Below are 15991 nucleotides of genomic sequence, written 5' to 3' on the forward strand. Positions count from 1 at the left end.
GTTGACCAAATGGCCTTGACCCCATCAGAACAGACCGATGGCGACCCCGAAAAAGGCCAGCACCAACAGCCCGAGCATCGCTTTGACCGGCGAGACGTTGCGCTTGGCCATCAGATACCAGGTACCCAGCACCACCACCAGCGGCATCAGTTTGGGGAAGATGCCATCCAGCATGCTCTGAACCTGGATATTGACCCCGTCCGAGGTGACAAAATCTAGCCCGGTGGAGAGGTTGACATAACTGGCCGCAACACCGCCCATCACAAAGACACCGAGCAGGGAGAGCGCCTCGCGCAGCTTGGCCGACTCGGAACTGACCAGAGACTCCACCGAACCAGTGCCAAGCTTGTAGCCCTTCATAAACAACATGTAGGAGCCAGTAATGGCGATGGCGTTGAAGCTGATGATGTAAAACAGCGGCCCCAGCACACTCCCCCCTGCCGCCAGCGCCATACCGATACTGAGCAGAATGGGCACCAGCATACCGGGGATCATGGAATCACCGATGCCAGCGATGGGGCCCATCAGGCCGACCTTGAGGGTGTTGATGGTCTCACCGTCGATCTTCTCGCCATTGGCCCGCTTCTCTTCAAGCCCGACTGCCAACCCATTGATAATGGCGCCGATCTGGGGCTCGGTGTTGTAGAAGGAGGCATGGCGTTTCATCGCCTCCATCCGTTCAGCCTTGCCGGGATAGAGCTTCTTGAGCGCCGGCATCATGCCGAGGCAAAATCCGAACGATTCGAGTCGCTCGAAGCTCATGGAGGATAGGTTGTACATCATCCACGAACGCCAGCAGGCACGCAGATCCCGTGAGGTAAGAGCAACCGGTTGCTTGGCCGCCAGTTCCCCTGATTGCAGCTCTGTGTTCATCAGAATTCATCCTCATCATCGGTTTGGGTGGCAGCACGGGCAGCGACTGCCGGGCGTGGTTCCGGCTTGTAGTTGTAGTGGATGAGCGCCAGCAGGGCCCCAATCATTACCAGCCCCACCATGTTGAGCTTGAGAAAAACGATGCCGACAAAGCCCACCAGGAAGTAGATCAGCATGCTGTTCTGCTTGATGATCTGCTTGAGCAGGATGGCAATGCCGACCGCCGGCAGAATGCCGCCCACCACCGTCATGGTGCGGATCACAAGCTCAGGCAGGCTGTTCATGAAGCCTTCGATGTACTGGTTGCCAAAATAGACGGCGATAAAGGTGGGCACGAAACGCAGTACGAAGTTGCTGACCTGCGGGAAGATGGCGCTGTTGAGATAAACCCCCTTTTCATCCCCCTGTTCCAGCGCCACGTCTGCTCTGTGGTTCCAGTAGGAGTTGAACACCATCATGAAGTTGAAGAGGATGGTCCCGGCGATGCCGATGGTGGCGGCAATGGCCACGGCAACTGACGGCTCCTTGCCCGACATGACGCCGAGGGCTATGGCCGGAAAGGCGACGAAGTTGAGATCCGCCGGCATGGAACCGCCCGGCGTCACCATGGCGATATAGACCGCCTGCACCGCCACCCCGATGAGGATCCCGGTCTGGATATCACCGAGGATCGCCCCTACCAGCATGCCCGAAACCAGCGGACGGGTAATGGTGTACCAGCCCCCGGTCAATCCCAGCAGCCAGGGGCTGCTGAGGGCACCGAGATAACAGAGTATCCCGATGAGAGTTGCTTCCAGAAACATGATGTTTGCTCCCTATTTCAGCTTTTTCTGGGCATCCGCCCAGCTGTAGTGGCTGGCGTCCGGCACCAGCCGAAAGTCAATCTCGTGGCCAAGGCTGGCCAGATAGTCAAAGGCGGCGATCTCCTGCGCCGTCACAGACTGGTTGGGGCCTATGGTGGTGGTCTGCTCGCGGGCACTCATGGGCCCCACGTTGATCTTGCCGTTGTGGTTCTCAAGAGAGATGCCGGCGGCGCAGAGCCGCTGCAGGGTGACCGGCGACTTGCCAATCACGAAGTAGCGCTTGTCACTGGCGATCACCTTGGGCAGCTTGGCAATGGCCGTCGCCACGTCGAACAGCCACACCTTGGTGTCCGGCACAGCACCGATCATCACCTGGGAGAGCAGCGGATCGGCCGCCACCTCGTCATCAATCGCGACGATGCCGTCACAGGGCAGCTCTCTGGCCCAGCGCGTCACCAGTTGGCCATGGATCACCCGATCGTCAATGCGTACAAATGAAATCGCCATCTCGCTCTCCTAGAAGTTGTCATCTTGCTGGTGCGCCGCCGGGGCCGCGATCACCATGGATTCCAGTGCCTGGGCCAGCAACTGGCGGGCCGCCTCGTGCACATCGGTTGCCGCCAGCCAGTCGGCACTCATCAGCAGCATGGGAAAGTTCACCCCGGTCACCACGGCTACCGGCTGCGGCCAGTCGGGGTCAAACGCAAAGCGGCATGCCACGTTGTAGGGTGTGCCACACTCCATGTCGCACAGCACCAGCACCCCGTCAGCCCCCGCGCCATGACGGCGCAGGGTCTGTTCAAACTCGGTGCGAAACGCCTCTATTCCCCCCTCTTCGGTAAGAGAGACTGTGGCTACGGCGGGCAGCTCGCCGTAGACCATGCAGGCGCTGGCCAGCAGGGCCGGCGCCAGTGAACCATGGGTTGCGATAAGGATCCTCAGCATCTTGGTTACCCCCTCACATAGGCTTTGATGGTGGCGATGGTCGCCCCTTCACTCTCGCCACTCGGACGGATGCGATAGCGCCCTACCGACGCCGGTACGATAAAGGTCTCGGCGTAGTGCACCACAAACGGCGCGAACGCATTGTCGGGACTCTCCACCGTCGCCTCTCTCCCCTCAATCAGATTGAGCACCTGCACCGTGCCGCCGGTGTCGTGCTCGACCGGCACACTGAACCAGTGGCGACGGGTCTCGATAAATTCCCGCTCATGCAGTCCGGTACGCTCCTCGCGCCAGCCCGGCCCTTCGGCGATGAGCTCGATGCGATTGACCAGATGCTCGCGGGTCCAGGCGGTGTCGCGCTCCCACTGGATCACCTTGCTGCCATGCTCCAGATGGATGGGGCGCGGAATGCCGTCGAGCCCGACCCGGCCCCAGTCCCACAGTTTGAAGGTGAAAATGTAGGGGGTAGCGCTGATCTCAAGTACCATGGCGCCCTCTCCCGAGCAGTGGACGGTTCCGGCCGGTATCAGGAAGTGATCGTGCTTGCGGGCCGGGAAGCGGTTGATGAAACGTTCGTCGTCGAAGGGCTTCTCACCACGCTGGGCGGCGGCCAGATCAACCAGCATCTCCTGCGGGTCGATACCGTTGCGGGTGCCGAGGTAGACGCAGGAGTCCGGCTTGGCATCGAGCAGGTAGTAGCTCTCGTCCTGGGTGTAGTGCATGCCGAACTCCTGCTGGATGTATTCAGTCAGCGGATGCACCTGCAGACTGAGCGGCTGCCCCCCCACCGTATCGAGAAAATCGAACCGGATCGGGAACTCGGCGCCAAAGCGGGCGTGTACCCGCTCCCCAAGCAAGGCGCTGGGCTGGCACAGCACCAGGTTTTGCGACGGGATCTCCACCCTCACCTCGCCAAAGCGCAGATAGAGGCTGTTCTCCTCGGGTACGCAGTCAAAGCACCAGGCGTAGTTGGGTTGGGCCGGGTCCAGATCACACACCTGCTTCATCCACTGCCCGCCCCAGACCCCCGGGTCGAAGAAGGGCACCACCCGGAACGGCTGGCGCGCCGCCTGATGCAACCCTTGTTGCAGTGCCGCCCCCGTTACCATGGTCGGCTTGCCCCTGGTGTTGGTGTCGAGCAGGAAATCGATGGTGGGCAGCTGGGCCAATTTATGGCGGTCAAACACCCGCCACTCGATGAAGAAGGCGCGCTTGTAGCGGCGCAGTATGTCCTCTTCAGTGTTATCAGCGCCCCAGTTGCCAATCTCTTTTCGGCGCAGACGCTGCTGGATCTCCCAGCGGGCAAGATCGGCATAGACCCGCACATCCCCTTTCACCACCAGCGAAGCGCCGCTACCCATCACCACCACCAGACCTTCGGCCACCTCTGCGACCTGCTGTTGCAGGCGCGCCAAGGCGACCGGGTCAAAAAACTCCACCATCTTGTGGGGTGCCAGCACGCCAAAAACCCTGTCATCGGTGATGAAACGATCCAGCATCGCCAGCACTTTGGGCTCGGGCAGGCGCGCCTGTTCCACATCGATGAGCGTGTGGGTTCCGAATCTGGTCAGCAGCTGGGTACGCAGCTCACCCTGATCCACGCCGTGATAGCAGTCGATCACCAGCACCACTTTCGCCCTCTCCTGCCGGTTCACTTTGGCTAGCAGCTGATGGGCAATCTCATCCCATCCCGCGCAGGCGGCCTGTTCATATCCGACAACGGTCACTTCTGGATATTTGTCGTAGTTGGAGACGTAACTCGAATGAATCATTGGCTTGCTCTCTCGTTGACACCTACGATAGAGATAAATCGATTAACCCGTTAACCACAACCTGATAAACACGATTAACCTCAAACATTGGGATATATCATCGGCATTGGCGGTGATATTTGTGATCAACCACTCACTTGCAACCTTCTCTCATCCGAAATATAGGTTAATCGATATATCTTGATGGCACGACCATGACTGGACCCACACCATGAGCAATGTGACTGTTGCAGATATTGCCCGCCATCTGGGCGTTTCCACCGCCACCGTCTCCATGACCTTGCGCAACAAGGGACGCATTTCCGACCACACTCGCCAGCGGGTACTCAAGGCCATCGACGAGCTCGGCTATGTTTACAACCAGACTGCCGCCAACCTGCGCAACAAGAGCAGCAATCAGGTTGGCCTGTTGCTGCACGACATTACCAACCCCTTCTATGCAGAGATGACAGCGGGCCTGAGCCGGGAGATGGAACACCACGACCTGATGCTGTTTCTCGCCAACAGCGAGGAGTCGGCGACAAGGCAGCAGCAGTTTATGGATTCGCTGCAACGCAACAGCGCCGCCGGCATGGTGATCTGCGCAGCCCAGCCTACGCCCCACAGCTTTTTCGAGAGCCTGCAACGTCGCCATATGCCCACCATTCTGGTGGTGCGACCGGTGCCGGATGTAGCGATAGACTTTGTCGGCACCGACAACTTTCTGGGCTGTCAGCTCGCGACCGAGCACCTGCTAAAACTCGGCCACCGTCATATCGCCTTTGTTGGGGGCGCCCCCACCTCCATCAGCCGATCCCAACGCCTCGGTGGTTATATGAGCAAGCTGCTCGAACACGGTATCACTGCCAAACCGGAGTGGATCATCAGCTGCGGCGCCAGCCGGGTAGAGGGCACCCGCGCCACGACGGCGCTGCTGGAGCAGCACCCCGAGGTGACGGCAGCGGTCTGCTATCAGGATGTGGTGGCGCTCGGCGCTATGCTGGCGCTGCGCAAGCAGGGGCGGCTCATCGGCCAGAACTTTGCACTGGTGGGCTTTGACGATCTGCCGGAGACAGCTCTGGTCGAACCGGCGCTCACCACCGTCTCGGTGGCGGCGCGGGAGATTGGCCGCAAGGCGGGTGAACTGCTGCTCGAGCGGATTGCCGGCAACGACGAGCCGGCCAAGAGCATCATTCTGCCCCCTACTCTGGTGGTGCGCCAATCTTGCGGCAGCCGCTAACGGGGTCGCTCACGACCCATGCAGGCTGATGGTTAGGTGATTGAGACACTCACCTCGCTGCCCACAACACAAGGTTCCCCTTCCTTCCCTGCGACTACCCGCAGGCCAAACCCCCGCTCTGCCATCAGCCGGTAATCATGACCGGCAATGGCAGGCCAGACCGCCAACGCCGAGAGCTGCGTCTCGCCAGTGTTGACGAGTCGATGGGCAACGTGGCCAGGGATATGATGAACGCTGCCGGCAAAGACCTGCTCCAACCGGCAAACACCGGCCATATCCTGCAACAGCAATAGTCCCCTTCCGCACAACCCGAAGTAGTACTCCGCCTGCTCGGCGCGAGCATGGATATGACCGCGGGTCATAAAAAACTCGTTCCCTATCCTGCCGGCCTCAAGATGGGTGACACCCATGTTGAGACCCCCCTCCACGCCACTGCAGGGCAACATCGCCACACGATAGAGCACAGTTTGCGGGTCAACCCCTGCTTCAGAAGCAGGATCGGCAAACAAGCCATGCAGATCAGCCAACCTTGTACGCTTCTCCACCAGTTCGGCACCGGACAAGCTGCCGGTCGCAAAATCCACCATGGGCGGGATCATCAGCTTCATCATCTACTCCTCAGTGACGCTTTATCAGATGGTGCATCTGCACCTCGCCAAAACACGCTAATTGGTTAATCCATTAATCACAAGAGAAGCACACTATTAGAAAGAGATATTCGATGACGAAAGTTCAGCCAGAAAAACCATAACGAGTCGTCAATCAAATAATGAAGAAGAGCCTTCTTATCTGTTTACCTCAAGAACAAAAAACATCAGGTGGAGATACAACTCCACTGAAAATTCATAGACACAAAAAATGCCGCCCGATCTTTCGACCGGGCGGCATTGTCATTGTGATGCGCGTTATGAACGCAGCAGATCAACCAAACAGATGGTGGCTGACGATAAACAGGCCACCGGAGAGCAGCATGGTCAACGGCAGGGTCAACACCCAGGCCATCAGGATGGTCTTGATGGTCTGGCTCTGCAGGCCGGATTTGTTGGCTACCATGGTACCCGCCACCGCAGAAGAGAGGATGTGGGTGGTGGACACCGGCATACCAGTCAGACTGGCAACCCCGATGGAGGTAGCAGCAGTGATCTGGGCCGCAATGCCCTGGCTGTAGGTCATGCCGGTGGTGCCGATCTTCTCGCCCACGGTATGAACGATACGACGCCAGCCCACCATGGTGCCACAACCGAGCGCCAGTGCGATGGAGACAATCACCCAGGTCGGTGCGTATTCAGCGGTCGCGGTCAGATCCTTGCGCCATTTGGCCAGATCGGTCAGCTCTTTGGCTGGCAGCGGCAGCTTGGCAGCCTTGCGGGCGGTGTCATCGATACAGAGCAGCAGACGACGCACTTCGCGGCGGTCGGTCAGGCTCATCTGATCATAAGTACGCACGGCACCCAGACGGGCATCCAGGGTGGCCATCGCCTGCAGCACGCCATCGGCGGAGCAGTGGGTCATCAGCTCTTCCTGAGCCGTTGCCGGTGCAGAGAAGTTGATGACGTCCGAGAGGGCGGACTGGTTGCGCTGGTAGATCTCCATGATGCGCTGGTTGGCATCCTGGGTCCGATCCAGGTCATAAGCGCGGCTGTTCATGTCCAGCGCGAAATAGGCGGGCGCCATGCAGATCAGCACCAGCATCACCAGACCGATACCCTTCTGGCCATCGTTGGAGCCGTGCACGAAGCTGACGCCCATGGCCGAGGCCACCAGGGTCAGACGCGCCCAGAACGGCGGGTGTTTCTTGCCATCCACCAGCTGGCGCTCTTCCGGCGTTTTGTGGATCTTGTTGCTGGTCCAGATGCGCTTCATCGCCAGCAGCAGCAGCGCCGCGATGATGAAGCCGATGGTGGGAGAGATGATGAGGGAAAGCATGATGTCGATTGCTTTGCCCACGTTAATCCCTTCTGTCACCGGTTTATGGGTGATCCAGGCATAGGCGCCGCCGACCCCCAGAATGGAACCGATCAAGGTATGTGAACTGGAGGCCGGGATCCCGAAGAACCAGGTGCCCAGGTTCCACACAATGGCGGAAAACAGCAAGGAGAAGACCATGATCAACCCTTGGGTGGAGTCCATCCCAAGCAGCAGGTCGATGGGCAGCAGATGGACAATGGCATAGGCCACACCCAGACCGCCGAACATGACGCCAAAAAAGTTGAAGATCCCCGATGCAACGACCGCCAGGTGAGCTGGCATCGCCTTGGTATAGATAACCGTTGCTACCGCGTTGGCGGTATCGTGAAAGCCGTTGATAAATTCATAGGCAAGCACAAAAAAAACGGCCAATACCAAACCGATTGACCACCACAAACCCAAACCACTAAACATTTCAAACATAAAAAAAAGCCTGTTTATGAGTTGCGGCGGATTATGCCAGATGGCGGCCAACACCATAGCCACCATTGAAATATTTCAGCCATAAAAAAAAAGAGCTTTTTGGAAAAAAATATCCTAGAGCCAGCCTTCATGCGGCTTGCCATCGATTAATTAAAGCCATCAATGATTGCGGGAAAGGGCAAAAATAGCTGACAATCAAGCCAATAATTTCATTTTTATGGCGTTTTTATGACAGTAAAACGGGCAGAAGTGGTGATAAAACGTCCCAGCCTCACCAATCTCATCAGACCAGCACCATCAACCCCATATCCGTTTGATTCCAGATGCAAAAAGGGAGCACCTTGTGCTCCCTTGAATCGTTGCCGTGTTGCCAGTTATCAGTCCTGATTGATGCGACTGGCAACGGCGCCCTGCTGGCTCTTGTACTTGGCATTTTCCCGCTTGTTGTAGGGACGGGCCGCGACGCCCGAGAGCATCTCGAAGTTCAAGGCGCCGATCTTCATCTTCGGACGCAACGCCAGCGGCAGTTTGCCGCCGTTGTAGAACTCCAGCACGATGCGACCGGACCAACCCGGATCGATCCGGTGCGCCGTCACGTGCACCATCAAACCCAGGCGTGCCAGTGAAGAGCGGCCATCCAGCCAGCCGACGATATCGGCAGGCAGGGTGACAGATTCATAGGTCACCGCCAGCGCCAGCTGACCCGGGTGAAGGTAGAAGGCTTCGCCATCGGGGATGTGGATCTCGTCACTCATCACCCGATCGATAGCATCGGCCATCTCGCTGCTCGGGCCACTCAGGTCGATATAGGGCGCGGTATGATCGCGAAACACCCGAAACTCGTTACCCAGCAGCACATCGACACTGACACCACTGATCCGCTCTACCCCGGGCCGTGGCTCAATGACGATCTTGCCTTCATCCAGATGGCGTTCAATATCGGTATCACACAGACGCATTGGGCGACTCTCCTGACAAATTGTGCTTTTAAAAAAGCCGGGCATCACCCGGCTTGTTTCATCTTAACCAATCAACATGTGGCGAATACGCGCCTTGAGCATGTCGATGGCGATGCGGTTCTTGCCACCACGGGGCACGATCACATCGGCATACTGTTTGGACGGCTCGATAAACTGCAGGAACATCGGACGCACCGTCTTCTGGTACTGCTTGAGCACGGAGTCCATGGTACGGCCACGCTCCTGCACATCACGCACCAGACGGCGCAACAGGCAGATGTCGAGCGGGGTATCCATAAAAATGGAAGCGTCCATCAGATCCCGCAGACGGCTGTCGGTCAGCAGCAGGATCCCTTCCAGAATGATCACCCGGCGCGGCGCAAACGGGGTCACGTCGCTCATCCGGGTGTGTTCGGTGTAGGAGTACTGGGGAATGGCAACTGCGTCACCTTTGACCAGCTGGCTCAGGTGCTGTACCAGCAAGTCGTGATCCAGCGCGTTGGGGTGGTCATAGTTGGTCTTGACCCGCTCTTCCATGGTCAGGTGGGTCTGATCACGGTAGTAGCAATCTTCGGTGATCACACCAATCTGACCTGCGCCCAGTTCGGCCACCAGCTCTTCATAAATGGTCTGGGCTATAAGACTTTTGCCAGACGCAGATGCGCCCGCAATACCGATGATCACACACGAATGTTGAGTATCAGACATGACAAATACCTAAAAGAGAAGAGCAGTGGGGATGGTTTAAACCGATCCATTATATAAAAAAGGGTGGGTCATGCCCACCCTCAATTCCCTTTCAAGTGACCGACCGCCGATTATTCATCCAGCGCCATGGCATAGAGGGGGGTCGCAATCGGTTTTGCGCTGAAAAAGAGTTCAGCCCCTACCCTGCGCGCCAGCTTCAAATAGGCCTGAGCCAGGCTTCCTTCCGGTGCGCCGAACACCGTCGGACAGCCATCATCCATGTGTTGGCGGATATCGATGTGCAGCGGTAATTGACCAAGCAGTGCCACTTGATACTGCTCTGCCATCTTCTGGCCGCCACCGGTACCAAACAGCGGCTCATGGTGACCACAGGCGCTGCAGACGTGGTAGCTCATGTTCTCGATAATACCGAGCACCGGCACATCGACCTTGTTGAACATGGCGATCCCCTTGCGGGCATCGGCCAACGCCACATCTTGCGGGGTGGTGACGATCACCGCCGCCGACGTCGGCACCTGTTGGGCCATGGTGAGCTGGATATCGCCAGTGCCCGGGGGCATGTCTACCACCAGATAATCCACCTCGCCCCAGCGGGTCTCATGAAGGATCTGCGCCAGCGCCTTGCTAGCCATCGGGCCGCGCCAGATGGTGGCATCCTGCTCAGAGACCAGATAGCCGATGCTGTTGCTCTTGAGGCCGCAGGCCATCACCGGCTCCATCAGCTTGCCGTCATGGCTGACCGGGTGCTCTGTGAGGGTGCCCATCATGGTGGGAATGGAAGGGCCATAGATATCGGCATCGAGAATAGCGACCCGCGCCCCCTCTTTTTGCAGGGCCAGCGCCAAGTTGACCGCGGTGGTGGATTTACCCACCCCCCCCTTGCCGGAAGCAACCACGATGATGTTGCGAATGCCCTGCACGGCATTGAGGCCCTGCGCCCGCGGCATGCTGGCGACGTCAATCTCCAGTGCCCAGTCGATACGGGAGGCGCCGGTGGCGCTGCGCAGCCTGGCATCGTAGTTCTCTTTGAGCTGATCGAGCAGCGAGAGACCGGCAAACGGCAATACCAGCCGGATAGTAAGCCCCTGACCCTGATTGATGATCTCGCGAACGAATCCGGCATCCACCAGATCCTTGTGCCAGCCTGCAGGCTTAAATTCGGCGAGGATCTGTTTTACTGAATCAATCACCATTAACTCCTCATTATCTTGTCATTATCTTGAGGTGAACGGTTACCGCACACAAATCAGTGGCTTGCCTGCCATCGTAACGGCAGGTGCTGCCAAGGTTGGCATAGCCACAACCCTAGGCAGGCTACCCCCAATTCGGGTAACATGCACGGCACTCTATCATCCCAACAAGCACATCAAGAACGTAATATGGCAACTGATCCTCGTAAAATGCTGGTAACCTGCGCCCTCCCCTATGCCAATGGCTCCATCCATCTTGGCCACATGCTGGAACATATCCAGGCCGATATCTGGGTTCGTTATCAGCGAATGCGCGGTCATCAGGTGCACTTCATCTGTGCCGATGATGCCCACGGCACCCCGATCATGCTCAAGGCACAGCAGATGGGGATCACCCCGGAAGAGATGATTGCCGCTGTCTCCAAGGAGCACCAGGCTGATTTCGCCGGGTTCAACATCAGCTTTGACAACTATCACTCCACCCACAGCGACGAAAACCGCGAGCTGGCGGAGCTGATCTATGGCCGCCTGAAAAATGGTGGCTTTATCAAGAGCCGCACCATCTCCCAGCTGTTCGATCCGGAAAAATCCATGTTCCTGCCGGACCGTTTCGTCAAGGGGACCTGCCCCAAGTGCAAATCTCCGGAGCAGTATGGCGACAACTGCGACAGCTGCGGCGCTACCTACAGCCCGACTGAGCTTATCGATCCGAAATCTGCCGTCTCCGGCGCGACTCCGGTAATGAAGGACTCCGAGCACTTCTTCTTCGACCTGCCGCAGTTTGAAAAATGGCTCTCTGAGTGGGTGCGTGGCTCCGGCGCCATTCAGGAAGAGATGGCCAACAAGATGCAGGAGTGGTTCGAAAGCGGCTTGCAACAGTGGGACATCACCCGTGATGCCCCCTACTTCGGGTTCGAAATTCCCGGCGCGCCGGGCAAGTACTTCTACGTCTGGCTGGATGCCCCCATCGGTTACATGGCTTCCTTCAAGAACCTGTGCAACAAGCGTGGCGACATCGACTTTGACAGCTACTGGAAACCGGACTCCGACGCCGAGCTCTACCACTTCATCGGCAAGGACATCGCCTACTTCCACTGCCTGTTCTGGCCGTCCATGCTGGAAGGAGCCAACTTCCGCAAGCCGACCAAGGTCAACGTGCACGGCTATGTGACCGTCAACGGCGCCAAGATGTCCAAGTCCAAGGGCACCTTTATCAAGGCATCTACCTACCTGAACCACCTGGATCCGGAGTGCCTGCGTTACTACTACGCCGCCAAGCTCAACAGCCGCATCGATGATCTGGACCTGAACCTCGAAGATTTCGTGCAGCGCGTCAATGCCGACGTGGTCAACAAGCTGGTCAACCTTGCCTCCCGCAACGCCGGCTTTATTGCCAAGCGTTTTGGCGGCAAGCTGGCGGCAACCTGCGCCGAACCCGAGCTCTACGCCGAATTCGCCAATGCCCGTACCGCCATTGCCGAGGCTTATGAGAGCCGCGAATTCAGCCGCGCCATCCGCGAAATCATGGCGCTGGCCGACAAGGCCAACCGCTACGTGGACGACAAGGCTCCCTGGGTTATCGCCAAGCATGAAGGCGCAGATGCCGAGCTGCAGGCGGTCTGCTCTGTCGGCATCAACCTGTTCCGCGTGCTGATGGCCTACCTCAAGCCCGTCATGCCGCTGCTGGCCGAACGTGCCGAAGCCTTCCTGGCTGAAACCCTCAGCTGGGATGGCATCGAGATGCCGCTGGTCGATCACACCGTTGCACCGTTCAAGGCCCTCTTCTCCCGCATCGAGCCGGCCAAAATTGAAGCCATGATCGAGGCATCCAAGGAAGACTTGGCCAAAGAGCAGGCACCGAAAGTGAGCGGCCCGCTGGCTGATGACCCCATCAGCGAAACCATCACCTATGACGATTTTGCCAAGATTGACCTGCGCGTCGCGCTGATCAAGAAGGCCGAAGCGGTACCGGAAGCCGAGAAGCTGCTCAAGCTGCAACTGGATATCGGCGGCGAAACCCGTCAGGTGTTTGCCGGTATCAAGTCCGCCTACAACCCGGAAGATCTGGAAGGCAAGCTGACCGTGATGGTGGCCAACCTGGCGCCGCGCAAGATGCGTTTCGGCATGTCCGAAGGCATGGTGCTGGCCGCAGGCCCGGGCGGCAAGGATCTCTGGATCCTGGAGCCGCAGGAAGGCGCCCAGCCGGGTATGCGCGTCAAGTAAGCACATCGCTGACTGCGACCACAGCCAGATAGAAAAGAGAGGCCAAACGGCCTCTCTTTTTTTATCTCACCTGTTTGGCTTGGATAGTTTCTGTAGATGCTGGTCGCGGTTGACTTTCGTAGATTGCGGCCTTGGGGCTATCCACCACCGGGATTCGCGGGCGATACATTTTGTTCTGAATACCCTGACCACCCGACTTGGCATGTCATTCATGTTGTGGCCTGCCAGCATCGCCAGTTTGAGCGCCACCAGCTCCGCCTGCTGGCAGTCCAGTTGACGCAAACGGGTGGTGATCTTCCCCTTCAACTGCTGCCGCAGTTTCGTCTGCTTGCGGGTGTTCCCCTGCTCTGCTCGCAACCTCCGCCGCCATTGACGCCAATCCTGCAACTGGCCGAGTCGCTCCTGCCAGTGAGTCAGGGTGCTCAACCAGCAGGGAGCTCCACTCCCCAGATCCAGCAACAGTTCCACGCCATAACGGGCCTGCTTGATCTCGAGGCGCAGCCGATGCCAGCGGCGCAACTGTTGCTGACGGGAGCTGGCAGATTTCCCAACACAGGGAATAGGTTCATCGAGAGCGCTCTGCGCCTCATCAAGGCTCAGGGCCAGATGCTGCTGATAGAGGAACGCCAATGCCCGCGCATCCTGCACCTGCGCCACCGCCGCAAGCCAGCGGGCCAGTCGCCTCGACAACAGGGGCACGCGACAGGCCGATTTGTGGGTATTACCAGTGCTGGCAGGCGGCTTGCCAAAACGCTCGGCGTAGACCTGCGCATCCCGCAGCGCCGAAAGCCGCCCGACCGAGCGCAGCAGACGCCGCTCCAGCTCGGGATGATAGGTGAGTGGCCGCCACAGGGCGAGCAGCGCCAGCAAGCGGCGCGCCGCGATACGGTAGCCATGCACGGCCGGTTCACTGGCCTCTTCGCGCACCGCCCGCGCCGCCTCCTGATAACGGGCGACCCAGCTTGTTGCCTGAGTCAGCAACAGACCTTCCTTGTCAGCGTCCATCTCGTCTCCGCCCCTTCAGTTGGTGTGAAAGCCCTGACCGGTGGGCGGCAGCGCCTCTTCATACTCCATCCGGGTCACCCTGGCGGTGCGCGGGCCATGCTCCAGCCAACCCAGCATCATCTGCACCCCCTGCGCGGGGCCGCTGATGAGGATCTCCACCGAGCCATCCTCCAGGTTGTAGGCATGGCCCCGCAAACCCAGTTGCAGCGCCCGCTCGCGGGTGAAATAGCGAAATCCCACCCCCTGCACCTGCCCCCACACCCGAATGACAAACGATTGCTCTCCCATTTCTCACACCTTCCGCTTAAGAAAAAATTTCCCGAGACGATAATGTGCCCGACACTCTATCTCTGCAGGATGCAGCTCCATTATGAAAGAAGTTAAATTCCGGTGGGTTGACCGCTATCTCATTCACCTCACCATCAGTGAAAAATTCCATATCGCGTTCTGGTTACCTCTCTTCATCATCGCCTTTCTCAGCTGGTATATGCTGGCGGCCAGCCATCAGCAGGAGATCTCCCTGCGGGTAGCGCAGTTGCAGCAACGGGTCGAGACCACAGCGCAGCTGGTCAGCCAGCAGCCCACTCTGGTGTTGCCTGCTGATCTGCGTCTGACCCGGCAAGGCAGCAGCGGGTTGCAACAGCAAGGGGAGCACTACCTCTTTAGCGCGCCAGCGGGTCAGGCTGGCTACGTCATCGGCGATCTCGACACGGGCAACCTCTCCATGTGGGAGGGTCAGGGCTCTACCCTGCTCCTGATCGGCGCGCTAGCCGCCCTGATGGCGCTGGTGATCCACTACATGATGACCTTTGTCTCCGGTGCGCTTTACTCCACCAACAAGGCGCTGCAAACCGTGGCGGACGGCGATCTCACCTTCCGACTCAACTTCTTTCCGGTGCGGGACGAGTTCTCCACCCTGGCGGGTAGCATCGACCGCTTTACCGACCGCCAGCACCAGATCGTCAAACTGGTGGAGGAGTCTGCCGAAGCGCTGACCATGGCCGCCGACGAGTTTCGTGACCATGCCCGCGAAGGCGAGAGCATGGCGCGTTCCCAGCGCCAACACATGGATTCACTGGCCACCGCCATGGAACAGATGTCGGCAGCGATCCGCGAAGTGGCGCGCAATGCCAACGACACCCTGCAGCAGACGCGCCAGTCGAGCGAAGAGGCAGCCAATGGCGCCAACCGGGTAGCCCGCACCATAGAGGCGATCCGTACCCTGGCCGACGAAATTGGCAACGCCTCCGGCGCAGTCGAGCGGCTCACCCACAACGCCAACCGGATCAACGAGGTGGTCAACGTCATCAACGCCATCTCCCAGCAGACCAACTTGTTGGCCCTCAACGCCGCCATCGAAGCGGCCCGTGCCGGTGAGCAGGGTCGTGGCTTTGCGGTGGTAGCTGATGAGGTGCGTACCCTCGCCAGCCGTACCCAGCAGGCGACGGTGGAGATCCAGCAGATGATCGAAGAGCTGCAGACCGGTACCGGCGCGCTGAACGAGATCATGGAAAAGACTGTAGGGCGTGCCGCCAGCAGCCAGCAGCTCATCAGCGAAGTGGGGCTGGATATCGAAAAACTGAGCAACCACAGCGATGCGGTGCTGGAGATGAGCACCCAGATCGCCACCTCCAGCGAAGAGCAGAGCTCGGTCGCCGCCGAGATCACCCACAATCTCGATCAAGTGCGCCATGAGGCGGCGCAGGTGGAGGAGTCTGCCAGCGCCTCGGTAGCCGGCACACAAGGGCTGAAAACCACCGCCAGCGAGCTGACCCAGGCGCTCAAGGGGATTAAGCTCTGACCGTATGAGGTGTCAGATCAGGGCAACCCCATCCATTACACAGGGTTGTTTGAGTTTTACCTGCGGGCCACATAGAATGTGGCCCCTTTTCTTTCTACCATC

General features: G+C 58.8%; 15 protein-coding genes. 3 read left to right on the forward strand and 12 right to left on the reverse strand.

The window, feature by feature from the left end:
* Positions 1-24: 24 nt before the first annotated feature.
* The 5 genes from AB5Y83_RS13065 to AB5Y83_RS13085 are packed head-to-tail and all read right to left on the reverse strand — an operon-like array spanning position 25 to position 4393.
* Positions 25-873: a PTS system mannose/fructose/sorbose family transporter subunit IID gene (locus AB5Y83_RS13065; protein WP_279487640.1), complete on the reverse strand. Its 849-nt coding sequence runs from the start codon at positions 871-873 to the stop codon at positions 25-27.
* The gene (locus tag AB5Y83_RS13070) at positions 873-1676 is read right to left on the reverse strand and encodes a PTS mannose/fructose/sorbose/N-acetylgalactosamine transporter subunit IIC (protein WP_368175292.1); all 804 of its coding nucleotides are present in this window, start codon (positions 1674-1676) and stop codon (positions 873-875) included. Before AB5Y83_RS13070 ends, AB5Y83_RS13065 begins: the two co-directional genes overlap by 1 nt.
* Positions 1677-1688: 12 nt before the next feature.
* On the reverse strand, positions 1689-2183 hold the full coding sequence (locus tag AB5Y83_RS13075) for a PTS sugar transporter subunit IIB (RefSeq protein ID WP_041207847.1): 495 nt from the start codon (positions 2181-2183) through the stop codon (positions 1689-1691).
* A gap of 9 nt (positions 2184-2192) precedes the next feature.
* Positions 2193-2621, reverse strand: a complete 429-nt coding sequence (locus AB5Y83_RS13080; protein WP_201956560.1) for a PTS sugar transporter subunit IIA — start codon at positions 2619-2621, stop codon at positions 2193-2195.
* Positions 2622-2626: 5 nt separating this feature from the next.
* Positions 2627-4393: a class I mannose-6-phosphate isomerase gene (locus AB5Y83_RS13085; RefSeq protein WP_368175293.1), complete on the reverse strand. Its 1767-nt coding sequence runs from the start codon at positions 4391-4393 to the stop codon at positions 2627-2629.
* A 211-nt stretch (positions 4394-4604) separates the two neighbouring features.
* On the opposite strand from AB5Y83_RS13085, the gene AB5Y83_RS13090 reads away from it, so the two are divergent.
* Entirely contained in the window at positions 4605-5612 is a 1008-nt protein-coding gene (locus AB5Y83_RS13090; RefSeq protein WP_181363259.1) for a LacI family DNA-binding transcriptional regulator, read from the forward strand.
* A 32-nt stretch (positions 5613-5644) separates the two neighbouring features.
* Here AB5Y83_RS13090 and AB5Y83_RS13095 read toward each other — a convergent pair whose 3' ends face one another.
* From AB5Y83_RS13095 to apbC, 5 genes are all read right to left on the reverse strand, one after another.
* Positions 5645-6223 carry a glucose-6-phosphate isomerase family protein gene (locus AB5Y83_RS13095; RefSeq protein WP_368175294.1) on the reverse strand — a complete coding sequence of 193 codons (579 nt, stop codon included), beginning with the start codon at positions 6221-6223 and terminating at the stop codon, positions 5645-5647.
* Between the two features lie 310 nt (positions 6224-6533).
* A complete protein-coding gene (locus AB5Y83_RS13100) occupies positions 6534-8003 on the reverse strand; it encodes an inorganic phosphate transporter (protein ID WP_267516873.1) in 1470 nt (489 codons plus the stop codon).
* A 377-nt stretch (positions 8004-8380) separates the two neighbouring features.
* Complete coding sequence (gene dcd, locus AB5Y83_RS13105) at positions 8381-8962, reverse strand: dCTP deaminase (RefSeq protein WP_005336719.1); 582 nt, start codon at positions 8960-8962, stop codon at positions 8381-8383.
* A 63-nt stretch (positions 8963-9025) separates the two neighbouring features.
* A complete protein-coding gene (gene udk / locus AB5Y83_RS13110; protein ID WP_107683007.1) occupies positions 9026-9670 on the reverse strand; it encodes a uridine kinase in 645 nt (214 codons plus the stop codon).
* A gap of 110 nt (positions 9671-9780) precedes the next feature.
* Positions 9781-10863: an iron-sulfur cluster carrier protein ApbC gene (gene apbC / locus AB5Y83_RS13115; RefSeq protein WP_107683008.1), complete on the reverse strand. Its 1083-nt coding sequence runs from the start codon at positions 10861-10863 to the stop codon at positions 9781-9783.
* Positions 10864-11049: 186 nt separating this feature from the next.
* On the opposite strand from apbC, the gene metG reads away from it, so the two are divergent.
* The gene (gene metG, locus AB5Y83_RS13120) at positions 11050-13083 is read left to right on the forward strand and encodes a methionine--tRNA ligase (protein WP_368175295.1); all 2034 of its coding nucleotides are present in this window, start codon (positions 11050-11052) and stop codon (positions 13081-13083) included.
* A 66-nt stretch (positions 13084-13149) separates the two neighbouring features.
* On the opposite strand, the gene AB5Y83_RS13125 is transcribed toward metG, so the two are convergent.
* Both AB5Y83_RS13125 and AB5Y83_RS13130 read right to left on the reverse strand, forming a co-directional pair.
* Complete coding sequence (locus AB5Y83_RS13125) at positions 13150-14088, reverse strand: CHAD domain-containing protein (protein WP_368175296.1); 939 nt, start codon at positions 14086-14088, stop codon at positions 13150-13152.
* A 15-nt stretch (positions 14089-14103) separates the two neighbouring features.
* Complete coding sequence (locus tag AB5Y83_RS13130; protein WP_005345583.1) at positions 14104-14376, reverse strand: acylphosphatase; 273 nt, start codon at positions 14374-14376, stop codon at positions 14104-14106.
* 82 nt (positions 14377-14458) lie between these two features.
* Between AB5Y83_RS13130 and AB5Y83_RS13135 the strand changes: the two genes are divergently transcribed.
* Positions 14459-15889 carry a methyl-accepting chemotaxis protein gene (locus tag AB5Y83_RS13135; protein WP_368175297.1) on the forward strand — a complete coding sequence of 477 codons (1431 nt, stop codon included), beginning with the start codon at positions 14459-14461 and terminating at the stop codon, positions 15887-15889.
* Positions 15890-15991: the final 102 nt, after the last annotated feature.

The sequence above is a fragment of the Aeromonas sp. R5-4 genome (assembly GCF_040908215.1).
In the GTDB taxonomy this organism is placed as follows: Bacteria; Pseudomonadota; Gammaproteobacteria; order Enterobacterales; family Aeromonadaceae; genus Aeromonas; species Aeromonas veronii.

What these genes read in the sequence shown, in the direction of transcription:
- AB5Y83_RS13065 (WP_279487640.1), bottom strand. Translation starts at nt 873, where the DNA reads ATGAACACAGAGCTGCAATCAGGGGAACTGGCGGCCAAGCAACCGGTT.
- AB5Y83_RS13070 (WP_368175292.1), bottom strand. Translation starts at nt 1,676, where the DNA reads ATGTTTCTGGAAGCAACTCTCATCGGGATACTCTGTTATCTCGGTGCC.
- AB5Y83_RS13075 (WP_041207847.1), bottom strand. Translation starts at nt 2,183, where the DNA reads ATGGCGATTTCATTTGTACGCATTGACGATCGGGTGATCCATGGCCAA.
- AB5Y83_RS13080 (WP_201956560.1), bottom strand. Translation starts at nt 2,621, where the DNA reads ATGCTGAGGATCCTTATCGCAACCCATGGTTCACTGGCGCCGGCCCTG.
- AB5Y83_RS13085 (WP_368175293.1), bottom strand. Translation starts at nt 4,393, where the DNA reads ATGATTCATTCGAGTTACGTCTCCAACTACGACAAATATCCAGAAGTG.
- AB5Y83_RS13090 (WP_181363259.1), top strand. Translation starts at nt 4,605, where the DNA reads ATGAGCAATGTGACTGTTGCAGATATTGCCCGCCATCTGGGCGTTTCC.
- AB5Y83_RS13095 (WP_368175294.1), bottom strand. Translation starts at nt 6,223, where the DNA reads ATGATGAAGCTGATGATCCCGCCCATGGTGGATTTTGCGACCGGCAGC.
- AB5Y83_RS13100 (WP_267516873.1), bottom strand. Translation starts at nt 8,003, where the DNA reads ATGTTTGAAATGTTTAGTGGTTTGGGTTTGTGGTGGTCAATCGGTTTG.
- dcd (WP_005336719.1), bottom strand. Translation starts at nt 8,962, where the DNA reads ATGCGTCTGTGTGATACCGATATTGAACGCCATCTGGATGAAGGCAAG.
- udk (WP_107683007.1), bottom strand. Translation starts at nt 9,670, where the DNA reads ATGTCTGATACTCAACATTCGTGTGTGATCATCGGTATTGCGGGCGCA.
- apbC (WP_107683008.1), bottom strand. Translation starts at nt 10,863, where the DNA reads ATGGTGATTGATTCAGTAAAACAGATCCTCGCCGAATTTAAGCCTGCA.
- metG (WP_368175295.1), top strand. Translation starts at nt 11,050, where the DNA reads ATGGCAACTGATCCTCGTAAAATGCTGGTAACCTGCGCCCTCCCCTAT.
- AB5Y83_RS13125 (WP_368175296.1), bottom strand. Translation starts at nt 14,088, where the DNA reads ATGGACGCTGACAAGGAAGGTCTGTTGCTGACTCAGGCAACAAGCTGG.
- AB5Y83_RS13130 (WP_005345583.1), bottom strand. Translation starts at nt 14,376, where the DNA reads ATGGGAGAGCAATCGTTTGTCATTCGGGTGTGGGGGCAGGTGCAGGGG.
- AB5Y83_RS13135 (WP_368175297.1), top strand. Translation starts at nt 14,459, where the DNA reads ATGAAAGAAGTTAAATTCCGGTGGGTTGACCGCTATCTCATTCACCTC.